The sequence below is a fragment of the Streptomyces sp. NBC_00557 genome (assembly GCF_036345995.1).
Lineage (GTDB): Bacteria > Actinomycetota > Actinomycetes > Streptomycetales > Streptomycetaceae > Streptomyces.
On the sequence record NZ_CP107796.1, the window covers coordinates 7329149 to 7353392 of the forward strand.

The 24244-nt window shown below is 72.1% G+C and carries 22 protein-coding genes and 3 pseudogenes; 17 read left to right on the forward strand and 8 right to left on the reverse strand.

Features of this window, described 5'->3' with window-relative positions:
• Positions 1 to 580: 580 nt before the first annotated feature.
• Positions 581 to 997, reverse strand: a complete 417-nt coding sequence (locus tag OG956_RS32450; RefSeq protein WP_330341574.1) for a winged helix-turn-helix transcriptional regulator — start codon at positions 995 to 997, stop codon at positions 581 to 583.
• 57 nt (positions 998 to 1054) lie between these two features.
• Here OG956_RS32450 and OG956_RS32455 point away from each other — a divergent pair, with 57 nt between their 5' ends.
• From OG956_RS32455 to OG956_RS32465, 3 genes are all read left to right on the forward strand, one after another.
• Positions 1055 to 1924, forward strand: coding sequence for an alpha/beta fold hydrolase (locus tag OG956_RS32455; protein WP_330341575.1), 870 nt, complete (start codon positions 1055 to 1057; stop codon positions 1922 to 1924).
• 76 nt (positions 1925 to 2000) lie between these two features.
• Entirely contained in the window at positions 2001 to 2921 is a 921-nt protein-coding gene (locus OG956_RS32460; RefSeq protein WP_330341576.1) for an alpha/beta hydrolase, read from the forward strand.
• Positions 2922 to 2985: 64 nt separating this feature from the next.
• A complete protein-coding gene (locus tag OG956_RS32465; protein ID WP_330341577.1) occupies positions 2986 to 3225 on the forward strand; it encodes a hypothetical protein in 240 nt (79 codons plus the stop codon).
• 47 nt (positions 3226 to 3272) lie between these two features.
• Here OG956_RS32465 and OG956_RS32470 read toward each other — a convergent pair whose 3' ends face one another.
• Positions 3273 to 4154: an IS5 family transposase gene (locus tag OG956_RS32470; RefSeq protein WP_330341578.1), complete on the reverse strand. Its 882-nt coding sequence runs from the start codon at positions 4152 to 4154 to the stop codon at positions 3273 to 3275.
• A gap of 57 nt (positions 4155 to 4211) precedes the next feature.
• Between OG956_RS32470 and OG956_RS32475 the strand changes: the two are divergent.
• Together OG956_RS32475 and OG956_RS40295 are read left to right on the forward strand one after the other, a co-directional pair.
• Positions 4212 to 4592: pseudogene (locus OG956_RS32475) on the forward strand (MSMEG_1061 family FMN-dependent PPOX-type flavoprotein); the annotation flags it as partial.
• A 175-nt stretch (positions 4593 to 4767) separates the two neighbouring features.
• A pseudogene (locus OG956_RS40295) lies at positions 4768 to 4890 on the forward strand (transposase); the annotation flags it as partial.
• Positions 4891 to 5127: 237 nt separating this feature from the next.
• Here the strand turns inward: OG956_RS40295 and OG956_RS32485 are convergent.
• Positions 5128 to 5499, reverse strand: coding sequence for a winged helix-turn-helix transcriptional regulator (locus OG956_RS32485; protein WP_330341579.1), 372 nt, complete (start codon positions 5497 to 5499; stop codon positions 5128 to 5130).
• A gap of 92 nt (positions 5500 to 5591) precedes the next feature.
• On the opposite strand from OG956_RS32485, the gene OG956_RS32490 reads away from it, so the two are divergent.
• Both OG956_RS32490 and OG956_RS32495 read left to right on the forward strand, forming a co-directional pair.
• Positions 5592 to 6431 carry an SDR family oxidoreductase gene (locus OG956_RS32490; protein WP_330341580.1) on the forward strand — a complete coding sequence of 280 codons (840 nt, stop codon included), beginning with the start codon at positions 5592 to 5594 and terminating at the stop codon, positions 6429 to 6431.
• 921 nt (positions 6432 to 7352) lie between these two features.
• Positions 7353 to 8465: a catalase family protein gene (locus OG956_RS32495; protein ID WP_330341581.1), complete on the forward strand. Its 1113-nt coding sequence runs from the start codon at positions 7353 to 7355 to the stop codon at positions 8463 to 8465.
• A 336-nt stretch (positions 8466 to 8801) separates the two neighbouring features.
• Here OG956_RS32495 and OG956_RS32500 read toward each other — a convergent pair whose 3' ends face one another.
• The gene (locus OG956_RS32500) at positions 8802 to 9854 is read right to left on the reverse strand and encodes an alcohol dehydrogenase catalytic domain-containing protein (protein WP_330341582.1); all 1053 of its coding nucleotides are present in this window, start codon (positions 9852 to 9854) and stop codon (positions 8802 to 8804) included.
• Between the two features lie 24 nt (positions 9855 to 9878).
• On the reverse strand, positions 9879 to 10256 hold the full coding sequence (locus OG956_RS32505) for a hypothetical protein (protein WP_330341583.1): 378 nt from the start codon (positions 10254 to 10256) through the stop codon (positions 9879 to 9881).
• Positions 10257 to 10413: 157 nt separating this feature from the next.
• On the opposite strand from OG956_RS32505, the pseudogene OG956_RS40300 reads away from it, so the two are divergent.
• A pseudogene (locus OG956_RS40300) lies at positions 10414 to 10746 on the forward strand (hypothetical protein); the annotation flags it as partial.
• Between the two features lie 145 nt (positions 10747 to 10891).
• Complete coding sequence (locus OG956_RS32510) at positions 10892 to 11131, forward strand: helix-turn-helix domain-containing protein (protein ID WP_330341584.1); 240 nt, start codon at positions 10892 to 10894, stop codon at positions 11129 to 11131.
• A gap of 817 nt (positions 11132 to 11948) precedes the next feature.
• On the opposite strand, the gene OG956_RS32515 is transcribed toward OG956_RS32510, so the two are convergent.
• Positions 11949 to 12227 carry a GlsB/YeaQ/YmgE family stress response membrane protein gene (locus OG956_RS32515; protein ID WP_189297688.1) on the reverse strand — a complete coding sequence of 93 codons (279 nt, stop codon included), beginning with the start codon at positions 12225 to 12227 and terminating at the stop codon, positions 11949 to 11951.
• 415 nt (positions 12228 to 12642) lie between these two features.
• On the opposite strand from OG956_RS32515, the gene OG956_RS32520 reads away from it, so the two are divergent.
• The 6 genes from OG956_RS32520 to OG956_RS32545 all read left to right on the forward strand — a co-directional run bounded on the left by OG956_RS32520 (position 12643) and on the right by OG956_RS32545 (position 19758).
• On the forward strand, positions 12643 to 14424 hold the full coding sequence (locus tag OG956_RS32520; RefSeq protein ID WP_330341585.1) for an N-acetylglutaminylglutamine amidotransferase: 1782 nt from the start codon (positions 12643 to 12645) through the stop codon (positions 14422 to 14424).
• Positions 14400 to 16646 (forward strand): prolyl oligopeptidase family serine peptidase, encoded by a 2247-nt coding sequence (locus OG956_RS32525; RefSeq protein WP_330341586.1) that lies wholly within the window; start codon positions 14400 to 14402, stop codon positions 16644 to 16646. The genes OG956_RS32520 and OG956_RS32525 overlap by 25 nt, the downstream gene beginning before the upstream one ends.
• A gap of 67 nt (positions 16647 to 16713) precedes the next feature.
• Positions 16714 to 18420, forward strand: coding sequence for a RecQ family ATP-dependent DNA helicase (locus OG956_RS32530; protein WP_330341587.1), 1707 nt, complete (start codon positions 16714 to 16716; stop codon positions 18418 to 18420).
• Positions 18421 to 18673: 253 nt separating this feature from the next.
• Positions 18674 to 18943 carry a hypothetical protein gene (locus tag OG956_RS32535; RefSeq protein ID WP_330341588.1) on the forward strand — a complete coding sequence of 90 codons (270 nt, stop codon included), beginning with the start codon at positions 18674 to 18676 and terminating at the stop codon, positions 18941 to 18943.
• A 51-nt stretch (positions 18944 to 18994) separates the two neighbouring features.
• Positions 18995 to 19540: a hypothetical protein gene (locus tag OG956_RS32540; protein WP_330341589.1), complete on the forward strand. Its 546-nt coding sequence runs from the start codon at positions 18995 to 18997 to the stop codon at positions 19538 to 19540.
• Positions 19541 to 19599: 59 nt separating this feature from the next.
• Entirely contained in the window at positions 19600 to 19758 is a 159-nt protein-coding gene (locus OG956_RS32545; RefSeq protein WP_330341590.1) for a hypothetical protein, read from the forward strand.
• 55 nt (positions 19759 to 19813) lie between these two features.
• Here the strand turns inward: OG956_RS32545 and OG956_RS32550 are convergent, their stop codons facing one another.
• The gene (locus OG956_RS32550) at positions 19814 to 20908 is read right to left on the reverse strand and encodes a class I mannose-6-phosphate isomerase (protein WP_330341591.1); all 1095 of its coding nucleotides are present in this window, start codon (positions 20906 to 20908) and stop codon (positions 19814 to 19816) included.
• A gap of 361 nt (positions 20909 to 21269) precedes the next feature.
• On the reverse strand, positions 21270 to 21941 hold the full coding sequence (locus tag OG956_RS32555; RefSeq protein WP_330341592.1) for a hypothetical protein: 672 nt from the start codon (positions 21939 to 21941) through the stop codon (positions 21270 to 21272).
• Between the two features lie 206 nt (positions 21942 to 22147).
• Here OG956_RS32555 and OG956_RS32560 point away from each other — a divergent pair, with 206 nt between their 5' ends.
• Both OG956_RS32560 and OG956_RS32565 read left to right on the forward strand, forming a co-directional pair.
• Entirely contained in the window at positions 22148 to 22789 is a 642-nt protein-coding gene (locus OG956_RS32560; RefSeq protein WP_330341593.1) for a phosphoribosyltransferase, read from the forward strand.
• 36 nt (positions 22790 to 22825) lie between these two features.
• Positions 22826 to 24238, forward strand: coding sequence for an RtcB family protein (locus OG956_RS32565; protein ID WP_330341594.1), 1413 nt, complete (start codon positions 22826 to 22828; stop codon positions 24236 to 24238).
• Positions 24239 to 24244 lie beyond the last annotated feature (6 nt).

Here is a 24244-nt window from a genome sequence, read left to right on the forward strand (position 1 = left end):
CCGCGTCCTCCTGATGCGCGCCCCGTGCCGGGCGGGCGCTGTGCGAGGGAGAGCAGGGGACGGATGACGGGTGAAACGATCGGTATCGGGCTAGCCGTATTGGCGGGCCTGGCGAGTCTGTGGGCCGGTAACGGGAGGCACGGCTGCAGATGCGGCTGAGCCGCTACGGGCTGCGCGCCGAGGGGGGCGGTGGTGAACCAGGAGCATGAGCCGGGGGACGACTCTTCGAAGCCCGTCATCGAGTTGACCGACCGGCAGGGCCGCCCCGTCCGGTTCCGGCCCGCCACGACGGGGACGGGGCTGGCCCTTGGAACCCATGTACCGGTCGCCTACCTGCCCGAAAGGCCGAAAAGCGCAAGGGTATCCACCCGGAAGTACCGCCTATATCCGATCGTCGGCCTGTTCTTCGGAGCCATGCTCTGGCTCGGCGTCGCGGCTGGGTGCGTGCTCACACGCTGAGCTTGTTCTCCCACCTCGCTCTCACTTACGGATCCACCGCCAGACCCGTCACGGGACCCATCAGACACTCCCAACGACCTTGCTCATCGCCGACCTGGTCGGCCGTGGACCAGCCCTGCGCTCAGAGTGAACGGTCGAATGCGTCCTGATCGAGCTGAATCTGTGGCATGTGCATCTCCGCCCACTCTCGCAACTGTGACAGGGGTTGTGCCAACGACTTTCCACGCGCGGTGAGCCCGTAGAACACCCGTGGCGGAACGGAAGGCTCGACCCGGCGGGTGACGAGGCCATCCCGCTCGAGCGACCTCAGGGTCTGCGTCAGCATCTTCTGGGAGATCCCGGTCAGGGCTCGCTTGAGTTCGGTGAAACGAAGTTCGCCATCGGTCTGGTCGAGGGTCAGGACGAGCATTGTCGTCCATTTCGTGCCGACCCGGTCGAGCAGCTGCCTGGTGGGGCAGGCTGCATCGAAGAGGTCGCCGCGGTGAGGGGTTGCCCCGAGGTGACCAGGGTTCCGGGAAGTGCCTCCTTGAACGTCCACGGTCGGTCTCCTATGTTCGCCTGGTATCCGATAGTAACCGACTGGATGAGATGAACGATGTTGACTGCCTACCTGGCGGACGCCCAAGCGCGGTACATCTCGGTGAACGACGTCCGCCTCGCGGTCGAGGTGGCGGGTGAGGGCCCCGCGGTCCTGCTGCTGCACGGTTTTCCGCACACGCGGGCGATCTGGTCCGAAGTCGCGCCACTGCTGACGGCGGCCGGGCTTCGTGTCGTCGCGCCGGATCTACGCGGTCTGGGCGACAGCGACCGGGCGGCCGGCGGTTACCTGGCGACCGAGCTCGCCGGGGATCTGGTCGGGCTCCTCGACGCGCTTGACATCGACCGGGCGCACGTCGTCGGCATCGACCTCGGCGCTGCACCGGCGTTCGCGCTGGCGGCGACCCACGCGCACCGCGTGTCCAGTCTGACGCTGAGTGAGGCGGTGATCGGCACACTGCCCGGAGCCGAATCCTTCACGGCGAGCGGCGCCCCCTGGTGGTTCGGGCTCCATTCGGCTCCGGGCGGGTTCGCCGAGGACCTGCTGGAGGGGCGGGAAGACCACTACATCCGGTTCTTCCTCGACGGCGGAAGCCGCCGCGGGCTCTCGGAGGCGCTGACCGCCCGGATCGTCGAGGCGTACCGTGGGCGGGAGTCCTTGCGGGCCGCTTTCGAGCATTACCGCGCGATGCCCGCGAACGCGGGCTGGATCTCCTCGTGGGTGACGCACAACGTGTTCACACTTCCGGTGCTCACGATCGGCGGAGGCGCAGTCGGCGAGGGCACCGCGCGTCAACTCGCCCCGTTTAGCGAGAAGTTGACCGCTAGCCTGCTGCCCAACGCCGGCCACATCGTTCCGATCGACGAGCCCGAAGAGTTTTCGGCACTGGTAGCGCAGCACGTCAAGTCGGCGGAGGCGCGATCATGACGAACAAGCGCACCGTCGTCCTCAGCCCGGTCGAACGTCCACACCGCACCGGCCTCGAAACCAGGCAGGTGACAGCATGACTCGTGAGCAACGCGAGCAGGTCCGCGAACTCCGGCGGAACTCGCCGCTCGACCTGGGTGGCGATCTCGACGTCCAACGGCCGCTGTTCGAACAGATCCTCAGCTCGCAGCCGGTGCCCACCGACGCCATCGTCGAGAAGCTCGACCTGGCGGGTGTCGCCGCGCTGTCGGTCACGATCAGCGGTGCGCCGCAACCGGTCGGCACCGCGCTCTACTTCCACGGCGGCGCGTTCGCACTGGGTTCGGCGAACAGCTCCTTGGGCTTGGTGACCCAGATCGCCCGGCGATCGGGACTGCGGGTCGTCACCGTGGATTACCGGCTTGCGCCGGAGCACCCGGCACCGGCCGCGGCGACCGATGCCGCGACGTGTTATGAAGCGCTGCTGGACTCGGGTATCGGCGCCGACGAACTGATCGTGATCGGGGAGTCCGCCGGAGGCGGGGTGGCACTGAGACTGCTCACGTCACTGGTGGCGGGAAACCGGCCCGTACCGGCGGGCGCGGTGTTGCTGTCGCCCTGGATCGACTTGACATTGGCCGGCGACTCGATGACAACGCGGGCGTCCGTAGACGTCGCGGTGAATCGGGAAGCGCTCGCCCGGCGCGTGCTCGACTACGCCGGCGAAGGTGCTACCGCGGCGCGGGAGCACAGCCCGCTGTTCGACGACCTGCACGGGTTGCCGCCCACTCTCGTGCAGGTCGGAACGCACGAAACACTGCTCGACGACTCCATCCGGCTCGCCTCCCGCCTGGCAGCCGCCGACGTCTCGGTCATCCTCGACATCACCGCGGAAGTGCCACACGTCTTCCAGGGCTTCGCGCCGATCCTGGACGAGGGCGCATTGGCGCTCGACCGCGCGGGCCAGTTCGTCCGAACCGCGCTGAAACAACCGGCACGCGATCTTCTGCCCGGCTGATCCCCGTCATGAGAACTTCCGCCGGCCACATGTCTCACGGCGACGAGCCAACCAGAAGGAGAGCATGACCGAAACGACGCGAGCCGTTGCGCTCGACGCACGCGGGCAGCTAGTACCAGGGTGGTCTTCGCTGCGAGGGCGTGTTCTTGCTCGTGTCGCTGTCGGATCTCCAGCGGGAGCGCACTTCGTCGGCCAGGTCCTCGTCGACGCGCCGAAGGACGTCGTGCCGGCTCTGCAGGCGCTGCGCGATGAGCAGGTGGAGTCCCGCGCGGTGGTGGACACCGTGGTGGCTCTGCACCGGTGACCGCACCACCGGTGCGGGTGGATGCGCACTAGGGACTGTCCGGCGGGTTACCGGCGCAGCCATAGCCGGATAGCGGTGAGGGTGACCGTGCCGTGGAATACGTATGCTCTTTTGTCGTACCGGGTCGCCACGGCGCGGAACCCCTTGAGTGCGTTTACGGTGCGCTCGACTTCGTTCCTGCGGGCGTACCGGTCCCGGTCGAAGCTGGTGGGGCGACCGCCCCGGCTGCCACGCCGCTGACGGTTGGCACGCTGATCCCGGCGCTCGGGGATGGTGTGCCGGATCTGCCGTCGGCGCAGGTAGCGGCGGTTTCGACGCGAGCTGTACGCCTTATCGCCGCACACGTGGTCCGGTCGTGTCCGCGGGTGTCCCCCAAACGGGCGAGGGACACGGATTCGGTCCAGGACCGGAATCAACTGCGGTGCATCACCCCACTGCCCAGGCGTGACCAGGACAGCCAGCGGACGGCACCCGCCCTCACTGGCCAGATGGATCTTTGTCGTGAGCCCGCCGCGCGAGCGACCGATCGCCTCATCGGGGACATGTCGTGCCGGGCGACGGCGTTGTCCCGGAATCCGAGCCGGCCGGTGACGGGCTCCGGCGGCATGCTGGTGCACGCGGCACACCGTGGAATCCACGCTCACCGCGCTCCAGTCGATCCGACCTTCCGTGTCCGCGTCGGCTTGGACAGCCCGCAGGATTCGCTCCCACGTGCCGTCCGCAGACCACCGGCGGTGACGGTCATGGACCGTCTTCCACTTCCCGAACCGCGTGGGCAGGTCCCGCCACGGAACGCCGGTCCGCGGCCGGAAGAAGATGCCGTTGATGACAGTGCGGTGATCCTTCCACCGGCCCCCGCGTCCCAGGCTCTTTGGCAGGTGCGGCTCCAATCGAGCCCACTCGCTGTCAGATATGTCGCCCCGTCCCACAGCGAACCGAACGATCCGTTGAAGAATCCGTCACGCGATCCGTCGGACACCCCCTGGACCGGCAACAAGCGTCTGGACACCCTGCAGAACGTCGTCGCCACCGGACGGGCCGGGCTGCTGTCCGTCATCCCGGGCCGCACCACGACGCTCAGTGTGAACGGCCGGGCCTGCGTCTCCACCCGCCGGGAGCTGCTGTCCCAGCCGACCGCCGTCGGCGAGCCGCCGGCCAGTGCGCTGGTGCTGGGGATCGAGGAGGTCTGCCCGCACTGCCCCAAGTCCCTCCTGCGCAGCGGCGCCTGGAAGCCGGAGCAGTGGCTGCCGGCGGACGCCCAGCCCACCTCGGCCGAGGTGACGCTGGTCCAGCTGCGGATGCCGGAGCTGACGATCGCCGACATCGAGCAGGCGGAGGCGGACTCGCTGAAGTACCGGTACGAGTAACGGGCCGAACTGCGATTGCTGGACCACCAGACGAAGCCGCAGAACACCACCCCACTGGTCGACGCGGTCGATGGACCGTCGGGCCGACATGTCGCTCGACGGTGTCGAGGATCTGGCGGGCCTTCGGTCTCAAGCCGCACCGTGCGGAGTTGTTCAAGCCGTCCACCGACCTGATGTGCACCTGATCGTGGACAACTACGGCACCCACAAGACCGAGCCGGTCCGCAAGCGGCTGCTGGACCACCCCCGGTTCCAGCTGCATTTCACCCCGACCGGCTCGTCCTGGCTGAACCTGGTCGGGTGGTGGTCGGCGAGCTGACCTGCAAGAAGCTCCCGCGTGGCGTCCACCGGTCCGTCCCCGCCCTCGAACGCCGGATCCGCGCTTGGATCAAGGACTGGAAACGCGAACCCCCGCCCGTACGTATGGCACAAGACCGCCGAGCAGAACCTCGACGGTCTCGCCGGTTACTGCCGACGCGCCAACGTAGGTCGCCAGGGCACGCTGGATTCGCCTTCGAGGCCGACCACTACCGCACTATCCCGGGCTGCGCGGCGGTAGCCGCTGTGTGATCCGGTCGAACAAGTCCGTCAGCGGCTCGCTGACGTCCTGACCGAACTCGGACAGCCCGTAGGTGACCTGGGGCGGCGTCGTCGGCTCTACCTCCCGCCACACCAAGCCGTCCTGGACCAGCGCGCGCAGGGTCTGAGCGAGCATTTTCTCGCTGATGCCCTGGATGCTGTCGCGCAGCTCGTGGAACCGAAGGTGGTTGCTCCGCAAGGAGATCAGCACCCAGATACCCCATCTGCTGGTCACGTGGTCGACCACGTCTCGCGCGGGGCAGTCGGTGTGAAACACCTCATACCGATCGCCTGTCTCGGCCTGCGTCAGCTGCGCGCCTTCCTTCATGTCGGGAGCTTACCCCTGGGTACGTTCTTACGAAAAGTAAGCCCGCCTCCTAGCGTCATTTGCCGCAGTGCACAACGGACTAGGAGCTGAACATGATCGTGGTGACCGGGGCTACCGGGAATGTGGGCCGACCTTTGACGCAGGCCCTGGCCGAGGCGGGCGAGCAGGTGACGGCGGTGTCGCGGCACGCGGTGGCGATGCCGGACGGAGTCCGGCATGTGACGGCCGACCTGGCTGAGCTGACAAGCCTCACACCCGCGCTGGACGGGGCGAACGCCCTGTTCCTCCTGCTGTCCGGAGAACTGCACGCCCCGGAAGCCAGGCCGGCCGACATCATCGGCCTGGCCGCGGCCAGGGGGGTCCGCCGGGTCGTCCTGCTGTCTTCGCAGGGCGTGGCGACCAGGCCGCTCGGCCCGTCGCGGGTCGCGATGCGCGCGGTGGAGGACGCGTTGCGGGAGTCCGGCCTGGACTGGGCCGTCCTGCGACCGGGCGGTTTCGCCTCCAACGCCTTGGCCTGGGCGGAGTCCGTCCGCACGCAGGGGACGGTCGCCGCGCCCTTCGGCGACGTAGGGGTGCCGGTCATCGACCCGGCGGACATCGCCGAGGTCGCGGCGGCCTGCCTGCTGGACGACCGGCACACCGGCAGGGTGTACGAGCTGACCGGGCCGGAGGTCATCACGCCGCGTCAGCAGGCGGAGGCGATCGCCGCCGCGCTCGGCTCGCCTGTACGGTTCCACGAACTCACCCGCGACGAGGCCAAGGCCACCATGACCCGGTTCGTGCCGGCAGAACTCGCCGACGACACCCTGGACATCATCTCCGCCCCGAACCCCGCCGAACTGCGGATCAGCCCGGACGTGGAACGAGTCCTCGGCCGCGCCCCGCGCCCCTTCGACGGCTGGGTCGCCCGCAACATCGCCGCTTTCCGCTGAGGCACCACCCAACCGAATCACCAGGCCGCCCACCTCCGTAGTGCCACCGTCGCCGGCGCGCGAGGTACTGGGCCGGGCAGGCGGCCCTCAGAGCAGGTCCTGCAGAACAGACCGTCGCAGGGCCGGCCACGCAGTGCCGCACGCCGTCGACCGCGCAGAGTCCACGTCTGAAGCTCGCGCGGCTGCGCCTGCCGGCCACGGCTGCTGTCCGCCGACTCCGGTCCGGCGGTATGCGGCATCGCGGCCGAGCCGTTCCTGCTGCGCGCAGTCGTAACGGCCGATCCATCACGGCTGTCCGGTCACCGGCATCTGCTCCGGATCTCCTCCAGGCAGCCCACGAAGGCGGTCTCGTCCCGGCCGGAGTCGAGGAACGCGCCGACTGCTGGGGGGCGGAGGCGACGCGGGTCTGCCACACCTGGACGGCCTCGCACAGCCCGGCGAGGGAGAACGCCCGGCGCGACTCCTTCAGCGCCGCCGCCCACTCACGCTCGAAGGCCGGCACCCACCGCAGCACTCAACGGTGGCGCGCCAGCCGGGGTTCCACGCGGAGCGGGCCAGCCGCAGCGTCGCCTGGGGCGAGCCGCTGTGCCGAACCGCGTTGGTCACGAGCTCCGAGACCACCACGCCTGTGCTTTCCGCCGCCTCGCCGTCGAGCTCCCACTCGGCCAGCCGGGCCCGGGTGAATGCTCCGCCGCGCGCGGCCCTTGCGCTCGGATGGGCTGAGCTCCGTGCTGAGCAGGGACAGGGCGGATCCGGCAGCCCGGTCCGCCTCCGAGCACGGCATGCGTCGCCCCCGGGGACGCGGTGCCCCCACGAGGTTGCACTCGTCTCCGTGCGATGCGCCACACTCAGTTATGTTGTGCACAATTTAATTGCTCGCTATCGTCATTGATCGACCCCACCGCACAGGGAGGCAGCACCATGGATCCCGTCCGCTACGAGGACTACCGCCCCATCGAACGTCCGGGCTACCAGGAAGAGTTGGATGCAGTCGTCGCCCAGGTGGCGCGTCGTACTCGTGCCTCGGTCGAGCGCGAGGCCGTCGGCGGCGCTGTCCGCACTGCCCACGGAAAGACCTACGGCCTCCTCAGGGCCACGGTCACGGTTGGTGACAACCGTGGCGTCTACAGGCAGGGCATCTTCGCCCGGCCTACCGTGTACGACGCCGTCGTCCGTTACTCGAACGGCTTGGGCCACCAGCGCCCCGACCACCAGTTGGGCGCGGCGTGCGGAATGGGCATCAAGCTGTTCGGCGTCGCCGGTCCGTCGCTGCTGGACGACGAGCGAGACAGCGGGACGTTCGACCTCAACCTGATCAACAACGACGTCTTCTTCGCGAACACCGCCTACGACTACATGGTGATCGAGGAATTGTTCGCCGAACTGCCCGAGGCCCTCGTGGACCCGGCCCGCCGCAAGACCTGGATGGCGGAGTTCCTGACCCGCCGGCAGACGCTCACCGATCCCGGCAGCTGGCTGTGGGACGAACTGTTCGCCATGCTGTCGTTCACGGCCGTCCCGCGCCGGAACCTGCTGTCGTACACCTACAACAGCATGGGCGCCTTCCGGTACGGCGACCACATCGCCAAGATCCGAACCGTGCCGACCGCCGCATCCCTGGCTTCCCTCACGCACCAGATGGTGGACGTGCGCGCGGACAACGAGGCGTTCCGCCGCACCCTGGTGGCCGAGGCCGCGGAGCGAGACCACTCCTTCGAGCTCCAGGTCCAGATCAACACCGATCTGGCCCGCATGCCGGTGGACAACACGTCCGTCAAGTGGCCCGAGGACCTGTCCCCCTGGGTGACGGTCGCCCGGGTGGATCTCCCGCGCCAGGACATCGGCGGGGACGACAACCTGGCGGCCGCCGACGCCACCTCGATCACGCCGTGGCGATCGCGCGAGGAACACCGGCCCCTCGGCGAGATCCAGCGGGTCCGGCAGGAGGTGTACCGGCGCTCGTCCATCGAACGGCACCGCATCAACGGGCAAGAGCGGCGCGAACCGGTCAGCAGCGCGCAATTGCTCGGCTGAGCCGGCTCAGCCGTGTCCTGCCCCGCCTGCGCCGGCCGCACTCGGGAAGCGGAGCGGGCAAAGGTCACTGGGCGGTGTTCGGCCCGGAATGCCCGCCCGACTGCCTCGCGGCCTCCTGTGGGCCCGCCCCGTCAGGCCGCGATGGCGGTGATGCCGCGGGGGCGGAGCCCTGGGAAGGGACACCGGGCCAGGGCACGACGGCGCCGGACACCCGGCGATTCAGGCCGTCGTCCGCACGGCCTGGCCGTTCCCGGAACGGGCCGCCTGAGGGCGCCCTACCCGGCTGCGGAAGGTCCTGCCGCGGCAGACCGGACGAGTCGGGTCTGCGCAGGAGGATCAGCGGGTGGGGTCGAGAAGGATCTTGCGGACGCCGTCGGAGCGGCCTGCGAACAGTTCGTACGCCGCCGGGCCTTCGGAGAGGGCGAAGCGGTGGGAGACCACGACCTCGGGCTTGATCCGGCCGGCGCGTGTGAGGGCGATCAGGGGAGGGAGTTCGTAGTGCACCGAGCACAGCCCGATGGCGAACTCCAGTTCCTTGATCTGCGCCAGTCCCATGTGGAAGGGGAATGCCTTGCTCTGGCTGACCCCGATGACGCTGACCCGCCCGGCCTGCCGGACGGCCTTGAGGGCGAGCTCGATGGTGGCGTCCGAGCCCACGGCCTCCACCACGGCGTCCGGCCCGCGTCCGCCGGTCATGTCCCGTATGGCAGTCCGTGCGTCCTCGCCCTCGACCGGCTCGACACCCAGGGTGGCGGCGAAGGCGCGGCGCTCCGTGACCAGGTCCGCGCCCAGCACCCGTGCGGCGCCCATCGCGAAGGCGGCTTGGGCGGCCATGAGGCCGACCGGGCCGAGGCCGATGACCAGGACGGTCTCGCCGGGCTGGATGCGGGCTCGGCGGCAGCCGTACCAGGCCGTGGGGGCGTTGTCCGTCAGCACGATGGCGGCCTCGTCGGAGATGCCCTCGGGCACGTGCACCAGATTGACGTCGGCGTAGGGCACCGCCAGGGCCTGAGCCTGGCTGCCCGGGAGCTTCGGGCTCACTCCGTAGCAGAGGTCCGTGCTGGACGTGGCGCGCTCGCACCGGGCGGTGAACCCGGCCGCGCACGACCGGCACTGCGCACAGCCGACGGAGGCGGGCACCAGAACCCGGTCGCCGGGCCTGAATCGGGTGACCTGGCCGCCGGTGTCGACGACCACGCCGACGCATTCGTGCCCCGGTGTGTAGCCCAGTTCCTGGCTGAACGGGTTGCCGCGGTAGATGTGCAGGTCGCTGCCGCAGATGCCGGCCGCGGTCACCTGCACCACCGCGTCGGTGGGGCTGGTGACGGCCGGGTCGGGGGCATCCCCGTAGCGGATGTCGTGACGGCCGTGGTAAGTCAGTGCCTTCACCGGATTTCTCTCTCCTCGGTCCGGTCAGTCCGCGGTCTTCAAGACCGTCTGGCAGGCGGCCGCTGGGCCGGCCTCGGTCACACCGCGCCCGTCCGACACGCAGCACTCGGGCGCGCCGAACGCGCCCGGCACTTGGTTGTCGACCGCGAACCCGGAGCGCCGGGAGGCGATCACCTTCCCACCGCACCGGCGCGCATCACCTCGCCGACCCCCACCGGGCGGACGCGGTACCTGGCCCGCGTTCATCCAGCCGCGCATCGCCGGCTCGGCCGGCAGACAGAGCACCTGCACCAGGAACTTCCCGCCTGGCTGCCCGGTCGGCTCCTCGACGTGCTCCCGGTCGGTGGGCCGCGGCTCTCCCACGGGATGTGCGAGGCGCACCTGGCGGCTGTTTCCGCTCATCCCCGGCGGCTCCTTCGACGGTCGCGTTGGATCGGCGGTCGGCATGCCCGGCAGGATGTCGTGTCGTGCACCGGCGCTCCTGTATGGCATACCGTCCAGTTGGTATGTACGGTGAGCGTACGGGTGCCGTGCCCTCCTCGACAACCCCCGCGTCGATCTGCGGCAGGCCGAGGCCGCCCTCGACTACCGGTTGTCCGGCCACCCCATGGCCGTCGAGGGCTGGCTCCACGGCGCCACGGGGGCCACCGGCGCCACCGCCGTCTTCGGCCGGCTGGCTTCGCTGCTGTCCACGGCCCTGCGTGCCCAGGGCCGTCCCCTGCTGGTCCACACCGTCGAGGCCGGGGCCCGCATCTGGCCGGCCGTCAGGCCCGGCTGCCCGGTGGACCCCGACACCGTCGCCGCTGGACTGGCCGACGCCGCGCTGCCGCTGCGTCTTGCCCTCGGCATCGTCCGCCCGGGACTCGACGGCTTCCGTCGCAGCGCCCGCGCCGCTGCCCGCGCCAAGACCCTCGCCCTCTCCGCGGGGCCGGCACTCCCGAAGTGGTGGCCTTCGCCCGTGTCGCCCCGGTCGCCCTCCTGGTGGAGGAGCCCCGCGAACTGGCGACTTCGTCTTCGACACCCTTGGCGAGCTCGCCGTGGACGACCGCCGCCGCGAAGTTCTCCGCGAGACGCTCCGCGTCTTCCTCGCCACCCATCGCAGCTACGCCGCCACCGCGGACCAGCTGATGGTGCACCGCAACACCGTCCACTACCGTGTCCAGAGCGCCGTCGACCGCTACCACCTTGGCCTCGACGCCAACGCCTTCGACCTCCACTTCGCTCTCACGATCTGCCGCTGGCACGGGGCCAAGGTCCTGCGATCCGAACCCAAATGACAGAGCACGCGGCGCTCGATCGTGCGCCGGCGGAGCCTGGAGGCTCAAGCCGTGCCGTCGCGGGCAGCGCTGCCGGGCGTCCTGCCACGACCGGCACCGCCGTCGACCCCGGGATCCCTGGCCCGCTGACGCCGGCCATGTGGTCCGCGTTATGAGGGCACAACGTGTGTTGTCGCCGTTGACCTCGCTCTCATCCAGTGCCGATCTCCTTCGCGACTTCGAGGTTGGTCATCCGCGCCGCGACGGCTGTCCAGCGGTTCGCTGCGGGGGCGTATGCCGTGTTGCCGGGCTCCATGCTGGACGCACCGAGCCGGACGTGGGTCGGACACTGCGCAGCCGTCACACCGCGCCATCGGGGCAGTGAACGGCGGAATGAAGCAGGTCGGCCGGCACCCGGTCCGCGTGTCATCGACCCCGTGCTGATTCCGCCCTGGCTTCGACGGTTGGAATCGCGGAAAACCGCAGTTCCCAGCCCTGAGCGAATGAGTCGTCGTACCACTCGATGGTCGTGCCGATGAGGCTGGCGGCGACGATTCTGGGGAGGTCGGCGGGGGGGGGGAGCGGTGTTCGGGGATGCCGTGTGCCACTTCCTCGTGTGCGGTGGGGACGGGTACGTGTCGGCACACGGTAGGAAGAGGCTGGTCACGGGCACATGTGGCGGGACAACGTTCGCGGGGTGGCTATGCGTGTGGCCACCATGCCAGCGCGTGGAACCGCGGTGCAGACGCCCGGCAGCCGCACGCGGCGACGGCTCCCCCCTGGGAACCGGGGTGGGAGCCGTCTGCAGAGTCGCCCCGACGGATTCGGCGTCAGTCGGTCATGCGTGGCGGTGCGAGTGCCGGTTGCCGGTGATGAGGCGGTACAGGGCGAGGAGGATGAGGGAGCCGACGATCGCGGCGATCCAGGTGGAGAGGTCGAAGAACCCGTCGATGGAGTCGACGCCGAAGATCACCTTGCCGAGCCAGCCGCCGAGCAGGCCGCCGGCCACGCCGATGAGCATGGTGATGATGATGCCGCCGGGGTCCTTGCCCGGCATGATGGCCTTGGCGATGGCGCCGGCGAGCAGGCCGATGATGATCCACGCGATGATGCCCATGTGCGTCTCCGTCTCGTCGTACAAGGACTGTGTCAGCTCCTCGTCTGTACCGTCTGCGCCCGGACAAACGTCCTCCCGCGGAATCGCGGAGCCGGCCAGGGTGCTCATCTGTGAGGTCACCCTCTCTTTGGAGCGGTGCTGCATGAGTCGTGCGCCTGGTGGGAAGTCGGAGGTGCACAGCTCGCCTCCGGTGCACCGGCGGGGCGGATCCGTTCCCGGGCGAGGCAGACGGCCTTCGCCCGCCACCTGAGGAGTGCCGTGGCCATGCGCATCGGAAGGGCAGAGAAGTCCTCGTCCTCGCGAAGGAGAAGCACGACCGTGTCGATCAGTCCCATACCGGTGGGCGGCCCACGCGGAGTGCGTCATCGCCGCCCTTCCCGCGCCGCACGCACGGGCAGCGGGGAGGTGGTCGCGGATGTGCGGGCTGAGCGGTGAGATGCGCTTCGACGGCACGCGTCCCGATCTGGCGGCCGTCGAGCGCATGACGGACCGGCTTGCCGCCCGCGGACCCGACGGCCGGGGTGTCTGGTCACGGGACGCCGTGGCCCTGGGGCACCGCCGTCTGAAGATCATCGACCTCTCCGAGCGCGGGACCCAGCCCCTGACCGACACCGAGCAGGAGATCACCGGTGTCTTCAACGGGTGCATCTACAACTACAAGGAGCTGCGCGCGGAACTGAAGGGCGTCGGCCATCGGTTCCTGTCCACCTCGGACACCGAGGTCGTGCTCGCGGCGTACCGGCAGTGGGGCACCTCCTGCGTCGACCACTTCCACGGCATGTTCGCCTTCGCCCTGTTCGAGCACCGGACCGGCCGCCTCGTCCTGGGCCGCGACCGGCTCGGCATCAAGCCCCTGTACCTGGCCCAGACCCCGGGGCGGCTGCGCTTCGCCTCCTCGCTGCCCGCCCTGCTCGCGGCCGGCGGCGTCGACACCTCGCTCGACCCGGCCGCCGTCCACCAGTACCTGAGCTGGCACGCCACCGTCGCCGCGCCCCGGACCGTGCTGACCGGGGTGCGCAAGCTTCCCCCGGCCACCGTGCGGGTCGTCGAGCCGGACGGCACCCACCGGGACCACTGCTACTGGCAGCCGTCGTACACGCGCCGGCCCGAGCACGCCGGCATGGGCGCCGCCGAGTGGCGGGACGCGGTGCTGGAGGCACTGCGCACCGCCGTACGGCGGCGGATGGTCGCCGACGTCCCGGTCGGCGTCCTGCTGTCCGGGGGACTTGACTCCAGCCTGATCGTGGCCCTGCTGGCCGACGAGGGGCAGCGGGACCTGGCGACGTTCAGTGTCGGCTTCGAGGCGGAGGGCGGCGACGAGGGGGACGAGTTCCGCTACTCCGACCTGGTGGCCAGGGAGTTCGCCACGGACCACCGGCAGCTGGTGGTCCCCTCGAAGCGCGTGCCGACGGCCCTGGACGCGGCGGTCGCGGCGATGAGCGAACCCATGATGAGCCACGACGTGGTCGCCTTCCACCTGCTGTCCGAGCAGGTGTCCGAGAACGTCAAGGTCGTGCAGAGCGGGCAGGGCGCCGACGAGGTCTTCGCCGGCTACCACTGGTACCCGCGACTGGCCTCCGCGGCCCGCGAGGACGAGCCGCAGAGGTACGCCGAGACGTACTTCGACCGGCCGCACGCCGACCTCGCCGCGATGCTGCAACCGGACATGCTGCCGCGGGACGACGTCTCCGGCCGGTTCGTCGCCGAGCACATGGCGGCGCCCGGGGCCGAGACCGCGCTCGACGCCGCCCTGCGCCTGGACACCCATGTCATGCTGGTGGACGACCCGGTCAAGCGGGTCGACAACATGACGATGGACTGGGGCCTGGAGGCCCGTGTGCCGTTCCTCGACCACGAACTGGTCGAGCTGGCGGCCGCGTGTCCGCCGGAGCTGAAGCTGGCCGACGGCGGCAAGGGCGTCCTGAAGGAGGCCGGCCGCAAACTGCTGCCCCGCGAGGTGGTCGACCGCCCCAAGGGCTACTTCCCGGTCCCGGCGATCACCCACATGGCCGGACCCGTCCTGGACAAGGTGCGTGAGGCGCTGGCCGCCCCCGAGGCCAGACGGCGCGGGCTCTTCCAGGACTCCTACGTCGCCAGACTCCTGGCGGCCCCCGACCGGCACCGCACCAAGCGCGGAGCGAACGCACTGTGGCAAGTGGCTTTGCTGGAGATATGGCTGCAGACGCACGGAATCTGACCGGGGAACCCCCCGCGGTACGGCAGCCCGACGCCGGCACGGCCGGTGCCGGGCGGCCTTCCACCGCCCACCCGAAGCGGACCGCCGGCCCCGCCCCGCCGGCCCCGGACGGCCATGGGACCGCCTTCGCCGCGCCCGCCCGCGTCCCGCTGCCGAACGCCTCCGGGCCGCGCGACGCGACGACGCGGCTCATCGCCCACGGCTGCTGGTACCCCTCGTCCGACCCGGCCGGCACACAGGCCGCCTTCATCTGCGACCGGGGCGGTGTGCCCCAGCTGTGGACGGGCCCCGTCGACGGCGAGCCCGTGCGCCTGCTCGACGACGGACCGGACCCCGTGACGGAGGTGTCCTGGTCGCCCGACGGCCGCTGGATCGCCTACACCACCGCCCCCGGCGGCGGTGAGCACACACGGGTGCTGTGCGTCCGCCCCGACGGCAGCGACCGGCACATCCTGGCCGGAGCCGAGCCGGGCAGCTCCGCCCACCTGGGCTGCTGGGCCCACGACGGATCGGTGATCGCGGTCACCGTCGCGGTCCCCACCGCCGTACCCGCCCCGGACGCCACGGCGGAGGCCGGTGCGTCCGGTCCCGGCCCTTCCGACGGCCGGCTGCCGGCCCCCTGGCAGGGCAGGACGGGCGACACGGAGCTCCTCGGCCCGCCACCCCACACGGACGCCGGGCCCGCACTGCCGTCACCCGGGGTCGCCGTGGAGACGGCGGCGATCGGCGCACCGGGCGGCGCGACCGCACCGGCGGCCGGATTCGGCGACGGACTGTCGGCCTACCTCGTCGATCCCGACGGTGTCGCCGCCCCCGTCCTGCTCGCCGTCGAGAAGGACGCGGCGACGCTCCGCGTGTGCGATCTCAGCCGGGACGGCACGCTGGCACTGCTGCGCCGGGGACCCCGCGGCCGGCGCGAGGCGGTCGTGCTGCGCACCGCCGACCACGTGACGACCTGTGTGATGCCGGTGGCCGACGGGGACCCGTGGATCGGCGGCTTCTCACCCCGCGCGGACACGCTCTGGCTGCGCAGCAACGCGCATCGGGAGTTCGCGGTCCTCCTCGCCGCCGCACTCGACCCGGAAGGCCGACCGCGCGGCTGGTCGACCGTCGCCTCCCGGGAGAGCACCGACCTGGAACTGCTGCGGTGCGCCCGCGACGGCAGCCACACCGTGCTCGCCTGGAACGTCCGGGGCACGAGCGAGCTGGAGGTGCTGGACACGGGCACGTCCGCCCGGCCCGGGACGGACCCGGGCCCGTCCCGGCCCGTGACCCTGCCCCACGAAGTGGTCACGCGCATCGCGCACGCCGGCACCCGGCTGCTGCTCGCTCTGTCCGGGTCCCGCCGCCGCCCCGGCATCTGGTGGCTGCCCGGCGGCGCGACCCCGGTACGCACCCCGTGGTCGTCACGCGACGAGGACGCCGTTCCCCCGGGCCGCCCGCCCGTGCGACCGGTCCCCCTGCGCCCCACCGCCCGGGACGGGCTGCCGCTGAACGGCTGGTACTACCGCGCGCCGGGCCGCGGCCCCGGCGAACCGGCGCCCTGCGTCATCCACCTGCACGGCGGCCCCGAGGACCAGGAGCGCCCCGTCCTCAACCCGCTGTACCACGAGATCCTCGGGCGCGGCCTGGACGTCTTCGCGCCCGACGTCCGCGGATCCTCCGGCTACGGCCGGTCCTTCGTCGACGCCGACCTGGGCAGGGGGCGGTTCGCCGCGATCGACGACGTGGCGGACTGCGCCGCCCACGCGGTGCTGGCCGGCCCGGCCGATCCCGCCCGGCTGGCGGTGATGGGCCGCTCGTACGGCGGCTATCTCACGTTCGCCTCCCTGGTCTGGCACCCGGACCTCTTCCGCACCGGAGTCGCGGTGTGCGGCATGTCGGACCTCGCGACCTTCTTCGAGGGCACCGAACCCTGGATCGCCCAGTCGGCGGCCCACAAGTACGGCCACCCCGAACGCGACCGCGAACTGCTGCGGGCGCTGTCACCGATGAGCCGCATCGACGCGCTGCGGGCACCGGTGCTGGCCGTGCACGGCGAGCACGACACCAACGTGCCGCCGGGGGAGTCCGAGCAGTTCGTACGGGCGGCGCGCGAGCGCGGTGTGACCGCCGAACTGCTCACCCTGCGCGACGAAGGACACGAGTTTCTCCGCGCCGACAACCGCCGGCTCTTCCGCCGTGCCGCTGCCGACTGGCTGCAACGGCACCTGAGCACCTGACCGGTCGTGCCGGGTACTCGCCCAGGGCCGGGGTACCCACGACAGCCCGCCCAGCGAGGAGCGCGCCATGACCGGGGAAGGACCGACGGCCCGCAGACGGCGGGCCGGGCGGCTGCGCGAGACGGCCGCCGAGGTGTTCGGCTGGGAGGAGCTGCGTCCCGAACAGCTCACCGCCATGGAGTGGGTGCTTCGGGGACGGGACTGTCTCGTGGTCATGCCGACCGGATCGGGCAAGTCCGCCGTGTACCAGGTTCCCGCCCTGCTGCTGTCCGGGCCGGTCGTCGTCGTGTCACCGCTGCTGGCCCTGCAGCGGGACCAGATCGCGGGCCTGCCCGGCGGCGACCGCGGCCCGGAAGCCGTCGCCGTGAACTCCGACCTCGGCGCGGCCGCGACCGAGGACGCCTGGGCAGCGGTACGGGGCGGCTCGGTGCGCTACGTCTACCTGTCCCCGGAACAACTGGCCAAGGACGAGGTCGTACAGCGGCTGGCCGAGGCGCACCCCGCCCTCTTCGTGGTGGACGAGGCCCAGTGCGTGTCCTCGTGGGGCCACGATTTCCGGCCCGACTACCTGCGCCTGGCCCCGGCGGTACGGCGGCTGGGCCGGCCGCCCGTGCTGGCGCTCACGGCGACCGCCGCGCCTCCGGTACGGCAGGACATCGTCGAACGGCTCGGCATGGACCGGCCGCGGCAGCTCGTCACCGGGTTCGACCGGCCCAACATCAGACTGGACGTGCGCCGCCACCTCGACGACGACGAACGCCGCTCCCGCGTCCTGGAGGACGCCGCCGCCGCTCCCAAGCCCGGCATCGTCTACGCGGCGACCCGCAAGGACAGCGAGGCCTACGCCGCGGAGCTGGCCTCCCTCGGGCTTGCCGCCTCCGCCTACCACGCGGGCCTGCGCGCCGCCGAACGCCGGCGGATCCACGAGGCGTTCCTCTCCGGTGACCTGGACGTCGTGGTGGCGACCTCGGCCTTCGGGATGGGCATCGACAAGGAGAACGTGCGGTTCGTGCTGCACGCGTCGCTGCCGGGCTCCCTGGACGCCTACTACCAGGAGATCGGGCGCTGCGGCCGCGACGGACGGCCCGCCCTCGCCGTACTGCACTACCGCACCGAGGACACGGGAATGCAGGCGTACTTCAGCAGCCGCACGCCCCGTCCCCAGGCCGTCGACGCCGTCGTACAGGCGGTCCACGCCCACCGTGACGCTCCACCGGACCTCGATCGGCTGCGACGCGACACCGGCATGTCGCGCGCCAGGGTCACGACGGCCGTGAACCTGCTCGAGGAAGCCGGGGCCCTGGTCACGGACGCCTCGGGCGCCGTCCGTCCGGTCCCGGGCACGGCGCCGTCGCGGGCGGTGCGCCGGGCCGTGGACACCGCCGAGGCCCACAAGCGCATGGACCGCTCGAGAGTGGACATGGCCCGGGCGTACGCCGAGACCACCGGCTGCCGGAGGCGCTTCCTCCTGGGCTACTTCGGCGAGGAGTACGAAGCCCCCTGCGGCAACTGCGACACGTGCAACGAGCAGGAGAGCGGCGACGGCGACGCGACGGGCACCGGCCGGCATCCGGAGGCCGGCGCCTATCCGCCCGGAGCCGCCGTACGGCACGGCGAGTGGGGCCGCGGCACCGTGCTGAGCGAGGACGGGGACCGCATCACCGTACTCTTCGACGACGTCGGCTACCGCACACTCTCCCTGGACGCCCTGGCCGCCCGGGACGACCTGCTCACCGTGGTGAGCGGCCCGGACGAGAGCCGGCCGGAGCCCTGACCCGGTCCCACGCGTGTTCCCGGCATGACAGCTCGGCGGGACCGTGAGACGGACCGGGCTGTGTCCGGCCGCGTCGTACGCGGCGCCGGGCTGTCGCCGCCCGGTCACCGGCCCGGGCCGCGTCTCATCCGCCCGGGGCGCGCGGCACCTCATGCGTGCCGGCCGCCGGTCGTGACCGTGTCCCGCACTCGGACATCGCACCGGGGTGGCGCGGTACCCGGCACGGCGGAGAATCGACCCGAGGAGGAAAACGGTGCCGCAGACCGACGACGACCTGCCCGCCTTCGACACCGGCGACCTGGAGGACCGGGACGAGCAGCGTGCGCGGGCCGCTCTCGGCGGACGGCACGGCGCCCTGTACCGCAACCACCTGCGCATCGCTCAGCACCTTGACGCCTGGGCGGAGGCCGAAGGCGGCCGGACCGACGTCGACACACACTACGGAGCCGGATACACGCAGGCCCTGCACGACATGGCCGCGTTCCTGAGACAGACGTACCACCTCCCTCCCGGCGCGGACTGACGTACGCCGCTCGCCCCCGGGGAAGCCCCCGGCAACCGAAGGAGCCCGCAGATGAACACCCTTCCGAACTCCGGCGCGCTCCAGCACCGCCCCGCCGGACACGGTGCCGACATGAAGCTGCTCGGCGTCTACCTCAACGACCACCTCGCCGGCGCCACCGCCGGCACCGCACGTGCCGCCCGTCTGGCGCGCACCTCCCGCGGCTCCGCGCTCGGCCGCGCGCTCGGGCCTGTCGCAGCAGAGATCGCCCAGGACCGGGCAGCGTTGATCAGCATCATGCGGGACCTCGGTGTTCCCCTCCGCCGCTACAAGGTGTGCGCGGGCTGGACGGGGGAGAAGGTGGGGCGGCTGAAGCCCAACGGTCGCCTGGTACGCCGCTCCCCGCTCGGAGACGTGCTGGACCTGGAAGCGCTGCGGCTGGGAATCGAGGGGAAGGCGGCCGGATGGCAGACCCTGCGCCGGCTCAGCGCGACGGACGAGCGCCTAGACCCCGCCCGGCTCGACACGCTGCTCGACCGGGCCCGACGACAGCAGGACACGGTCGAGGAGTGGCGGGTTCGCCGGGCCGAGGAAACGCTGTGCGCGACGGCCGGGTGAGCGCCTGCCGTCAGGGCCGTACGCGCCGCCCAGCGGGCCTGCCGCCCGGCCGTCGGCCCATGGTCACGCATTCCCCGGCGAACGCCAGCACCTTGCGCTTCCGGGCAGCGGTCCGGGAGGCGGCGCGGACACCGGCGTACGCCTCGACCGCCTCCTGGCAGGCCGAGACCGTGGCGCCGTCGGTCTCCAGGGAGGCCGGTTCCGTCGTACGACCGTGAGGGCGGACGTTCCGGTGCCGGTGGATTCACGGGCCGCGCCTCCTTCCCGGGCGGTTCACCGGCCGGGGGCGTCGGCAGGCGGCCTCGGGCCGAGTGCGTCACCCAGGGCGGCGATCGCGCCGGGGCCGTGGCCGGCGGCGAGCAGGGGCGCGCGGATGTCGCGCTCCAGGTCGGGGAGGTAGCCGAGCAGCACATCGGCCGGTCCCTCGATGCGCAGGCTGCCCAGCGCGGCCGGCAGCAGCAGGGTGCGGGCGCGGCCCAGTTCCCCCGACCAGCCGGGGGTGGCCACGGTGACCGGGGCGCCCGCGTTGCTCAGCACCAGCGCGGTGGTGAACCTGTGCGCCAACGGCGCCGCGGTGCCGGCCCGCCACCGCTCCAGGGCGAAAAAGGGGCCGGCGCACAGTACGGTGCGCTCCACGCCGTCGTCGACCCGCATACTCAGCCCCGGCTGGAAGTCGGGCCGGGGCTCGGGGCGCCACTCCTCCAGCAGGCGCTCCAGGTTGGCATGCCACTCCGCGTCGGCGATCGGGGAGCCGTCCTCCATGCGGTGGCGCATGGCGTGCTGCTGGATGTCCGAGGTCTGCTCGATCTCGTAGACCAGGGTGGCGGGGCCGAAGCTGTGCAGGGTCCCGCCGGGGACGTAGAGGGTCTGCCCGGCGCGCACCGGCAGACGCCGCATGACGGCGTCGAAGTCCTGCGCCAGCAGGGCACGGTGGAGCCGGTCGCGGTCGACGCCGGCTCTCACGCCGGCCAGAGCGGTGGCGCCGGGGGCGGCGTCCAGGATGTGCCACGCTTCGGTCTTGCCGTTGGGCTCCCCCTCCAGGCGGCGGGCGGTGACGTCGTCGGCGTGCAGATGGACGGGCAGCGGCCCGGTGGCGTCGATGAACTTGGTCAGCACCGGGAAGTGCGCCCCACGCCAGCCGCGTCCGACCAGTTCGTCGGGATACTGCTCGGCCAGGTGCCGCACAGTGCGACCGGCCAGTGGGCCCTCGGTCACGGTCGCCCCCTGGCCGTCCACGTCGCTGACCTCCCAGGTCTCGGCGACCGGGGTGTCGGGCAGGCCGGTGCGGCCCCACCGGCCGGCCAGGGCACCGCCACCGAAGACGTGCCGCTTCACGGGGGTGGTCAGCCGCAGCGGGTGCCAGTCCATCGAGCCTCACTCGCGCCGGCCGGCCGACTCATCGAGAGTCCTCCTTGAAGACGTTGAAGACGTTTCACAGGCGGCCCCACGGCGGAGCGGTACCCGGGGCATTCCGGACAAAACTGCCTTACCGGCATTATCGAATCCGACGGTCGAGGGGACGGCGGTGGCGGCCGGCGCGGGCTTCACCGTACTGCCCCGCTATCCGTGCGCGGACGACCTGGCCTCGGGCGTTCTCGTCCCGGTGCTCGAGCCCGAGGACCCGCCGATCAACACCGGCTACCTGGTCCAGCGGCCGGGGGTCCCGGACAACCCGGACGTGATCCGCGTCCGCGACCACCCGCTGCGCACGGTCCGCAGCCAGCCCGGATCACGGCGGACGGTCCCGGCCCGTCCCGGCGCCCCGGTCCTTCTCGCTGTCCGCGCCCCTCTCGGTGTTCCCGCTCCTTCCGGTGCCCGCGCCCTTTCGGGTGTCCGCGTCCCTCCCGATGCCCGGTCCCTTCCCCGTGCCCGGGTCCGTGCCCCGATCCGGACCCGTGCCCCGATCCGGGCCCGCGCGCCGGTCCTGCCCCGTGCCCTGGTCGTTCCCGGTGCCCGAAGGCAAGCTGGGACGTGCGCTGCCCCCGGGGAGTTCCTGTGCCACCGGAACCGGCTGCCGGTACCGCGTGGAGGTGTCGATGTGCGGCGCGGCCCGGTCCAGGGCGCGGGCCGTGGCCCTCGCCTCGTCCATGTCCGGCACGGACACGGCGACGAAGCGGAAGGGGGCGGAGGGCCGCAGTTCGACGCACACCACGGGTCTGCCCGCCCGCAGGGCCACGAAGTCCGTCCCGCCGGGATGACCGCGTGTCCCGACCGACCGGCCGCCGGGCACCCAGACGCCGCGCCGCGGGACTCCGCGCAGGGCGCGCCACCACTCGGACTCGGCCGTCACCCGGCACACCTCCGCCAGCGCCACCCGCACCCCGCCGCGGCGTGCGGCCGCCCGCTCCCACCAGGACAGCCGTACGACCAGGTCGTCCCCGTCGACGCGCATCCGTGCCATCGCCCATCTCCTCCGATCACCACGCCCCGCACCTTCCGCCGGCCGCCCGATCCCCGTGTCGTGCCGGCACTGCCCGGGTACCCGGGCGGGACGCCGGAGGCAGGTGTGCCATGCCCGCCGGACCGGACGACCGGCGGGGCGTCGCTGGGCGAGGCCGCCGATCCGGAGGCACGGCCCGCCGGTGACGTGGAAGGAGCGGACGGGACATGCGGTTTCATGATCGTGTCCATGCCGGGCGGGAGCTGGCCGAACGGCTGCGCATCCGGCAGGAGGCCGGGGCGCTGACCCATCCGGTCGTGCTGGCCCTGCCGCGCGGCGGGGTGACGGTGGCCCGCGAGGTCGCGCGGGCGCTGGAGGCGCCGCTCGACGTGCTGGTCGCGCGCAAGATCGGGGCGCCGTTCCAGGAGGAGCTGGGCGTCGGCGCGCTCGCGGGGGACGATCCTCCGCTGTTCGACAAGCGGACCCTCGACGAGTTCGGCCTGAGCGAGGAGGACCTGGCCGACGTGGTGGAGCGGGAGCGGGCGGAGCTGCGCCGCCGGGAGGAGCGGTACCGGCAGGGCCGTCCCGCGCCCGAGCTGCGGGACCGCACCGTGATCCTGGTGGACGACGGGGTGGCCACCGGGGCGACCGCGCGGGCGGCGCTGCGCTGGCTGCGCCGGCAGTCGCCGGAGCGGGTGGTGCTGGCGGCGCCGGTGTGCTCGCCGCAGGCGGCCGAACTGCTGCGCGGCGAGGCCGACGAGGTGCTGTGCCTGCAGCGGCCCGCCGTCTTCCTGGCCGTGGGAGAGTGGTACGAGAACTTCGAGCAGCTGACGGACGACGACGTGCTCGCCGCGCTGCACGGACAGTGACCCGGGGCGCGCCGCCGAGCCGGAGCGGAGGCCGCGATGGAGTTGGTCGAGGAACGTTCCTTCCGCTACCGCATCGAGCCGCGGGCGGACATGCGCGTGCCCGGGGTCGTGTTCGCCTCCCGGGAACTCCTCGCGGACGCCGAGCAGTCCCTGGAGCAGGTCGCGCACGTCGCCACGCTGCCCGGCATCGTCACCGCCTCGTACGCCATGCCGGACATCCACTGGGGGTACGGCTTTCCCATCGGCGGGGTCGCCGCCACCGACGTGGCCGACGGCGGGGTGGTCTCGCCGGGCGGCGTCGGCTTCGACATCTCCTGCGGGGTGCGGCTGCTGGCCGCCGACTGCGACGGCGACACCTTCCGGCCCGCGCTGACCGCGGTGATGGACGGCCTGGACCGGGCCATACCCCGCGGGGCCGGGCCCGGGGGCGTCTGGCACCTCGGCGGTCCACGGGAGCTGGAGCGGCTGCTGGCCGGCGGCTCCCGGTACGCCGTGGAGCAGGGCCACGGCGAGGAACGCGACCTGCTGCGCTGCGAGGACGGCGGCGCGGTCGCCGACGCGGACGTGACACAGGTCGGACAGCGGGCCCGGGAGCGGGGCCTCGGCCAGGTCGGCAGCCTGGGATCCGCCAACCACTTCCTGGAGGTGCAGCAGGTCGCCGAGGTGTACGACGAGCAGGCCGCGGCCCGCTTCGGGATCGCACCGGGCCAGGTGTGCGTGATGATCCACTGCGGTTCGCGCGGCCTCGGCCACCAGATCTGCACCGACCATGTGCGCCTGATGGACCGTGCGATGGCCCGGTACGGCATCACCGTGCCCGACCGGCAGCTGGCCTGCACGCCGGTCGACTCCCCCGAGGGGCAGGCCTACCTCGGGGCCATGGCCGCGGCCGCCAACTACGGCCGGGCGAACCGGCAGCTGCTGTCCGACGCGGCGCGCGGCGTGTTCCGGCGCGCCGCCGGCGCCCGGCTGTCGCTGGTGTACGACGTCTCCCACAACCTCGCCAAGATCGAGACGCACCCGGTGGACGGCCGTCGCCGGCGCCTGTGCGTGCACCGCAAGGGCGCCACCCGCGCCTTCCCGCCCGGGCACCCCGAACTGCCCGACGACATCAGGGAGTTCGGCCAGCCGGTGCTGATCCCCGGCACGCTCGGGACAGCGTCGTACGTGCTGGCCGGGGTGCCCGGCGGCGACGCCTTCCACTCCACCTGCCACGGCGCGGGCCGCACCATGAGCCGCCACCAGGCCGCCCGTTCCGTCACCGGCAGCGAGCTGCGGGCACGGCTGCGCCGGGCGGGCATCGCCGCCCGCCCGAAGTCCTGGCGCGGCCTGACGGAGGAGACCCCCGAGGCGTACAAGGACGTCGACGCCGTGGTCGGCGCGAGCGAGGGCGCGGGGCTGTGCCGGAAGGTCGCACGGCTGGTGCCGCTCGGAGTGGTGAAGGGGTGACGCGGG

What these genes read in the sequence shown, in the direction of transcription:
- OG956_RS32455 (WP_330341575.1), top strand. Translation starts at nt 1,055, where the DNA reads ATGTTGACTGCCTACCTGGCGGACGCCCAAGCGCGGTACATCTCGGTG.
- OG956_RS32460 (WP_330341576.1), top strand. Translation starts at nt 2,001, where the DNA reads ATGACTCGTGAGCAACGCGAGCAGGTCCGCGAACTCCGGCGGAACTCG.
- OG956_RS32465 (WP_330341577.1), top strand. Translation starts at nt 2,986, where the DNA reads ATGACCGAAACGACGCGAGCCGTTGCGCTCGACGCACGCGGGCAGCTA.
- OG956_RS32485 (WP_330341579.1), bottom strand. Translation starts at nt 5,499, where the DNA reads ATGAAGGAAGGCGCGCAGCTGACGCAGGCCGAGACAGGCGATCGGTAT.
- OG956_RS32490 (WP_330341580.1), top strand. Translation starts at nt 5,592, where the DNA reads ATGATCGTGGTGACCGGGGCTACCGGGAATGTGGGCCGACCTTTGACG.
- OG956_RS32495 (WP_330341581.1), top strand. Translation starts at nt 7,353, where the DNA reads ATGGATCCCGTCCGCTACGAGGACTACCGCCCCATCGAACGTCCGGGC.
- OG956_RS32505 (WP_330341583.1), bottom strand. Translation starts at nt 10,256, where the DNA reads ATGAGCGGAAACAGCCGCCAGGTGCGCCTCGCACATCCCGTGGGAGAG.
- OG956_RS32515 (WP_189297688.1), bottom strand. Translation starts at nt 12,227, where the DNA reads ATGGGCATCATCGCGTGGATCATCATCGGCCTGCTCGCCGGCGCCATC.
- OG956_RS32520 (WP_330341585.1), top strand. Translation starts at nt 12,643, where the DNA reads ATGTGCGGGCTGAGCGGTGAGATGCGCTTCGACGGCACGCGTCCCGAT.
- OG956_RS32525 (WP_330341586.1), top strand. Translation starts at nt 14,400, where the DNA reads ATGGCTGCAGACGCACGGAATCTGACCGGGGAACCCCCCGCGGTACGG.
- OG956_RS32530 (WP_330341587.1), top strand. Translation starts at nt 16,714, where the DNA reads ATGACCGGGGAAGGACCGACGGCCCGCAGACGGCGGGCCGGGCGGCTG.
- OG956_RS32540 (WP_330341589.1), top strand. Translation starts at nt 18,995, where the DNA reads ATGAACACCCTTCCGAACTCCGGCGCGCTCCAGCACCGCCCCGCCGGA.
- OG956_RS32545 (WP_330341590.1), top strand. Translation starts at nt 19,600, where the DNA reads ATGGTCACGCATTCCCCGGCGAACGCCAGCACCTTGCGCTTCCGGGCA.
- OG956_RS32550 (WP_330341591.1), bottom strand. Translation starts at nt 20,908, where the DNA reads ATGGACTGGCACCCGCTGCGGCTGACCACCCCCGTGAAGCGGCACGTC.
- OG956_RS32555 (WP_330341592.1), bottom strand. Translation starts at nt 21,941, where the DNA reads ATGGCACGGATGCGCGTCGACGGGGACGACCTGGTCGTACGGCTGTCC.
- OG956_RS32560 (WP_330341593.1), top strand. Translation starts at nt 22,148, where the DNA reads ATGCGGTTTCATGATCGTGTCCATGCCGGGCGGGAGCTGGCCGAACGG.
- OG956_RS32565 (WP_330341594.1), top strand. Translation starts at nt 22,826, where the DNA reads ATGGAGTTGGTCGAGGAACGTTCCTTCCGCTACCGCATCGAGCCGCGG.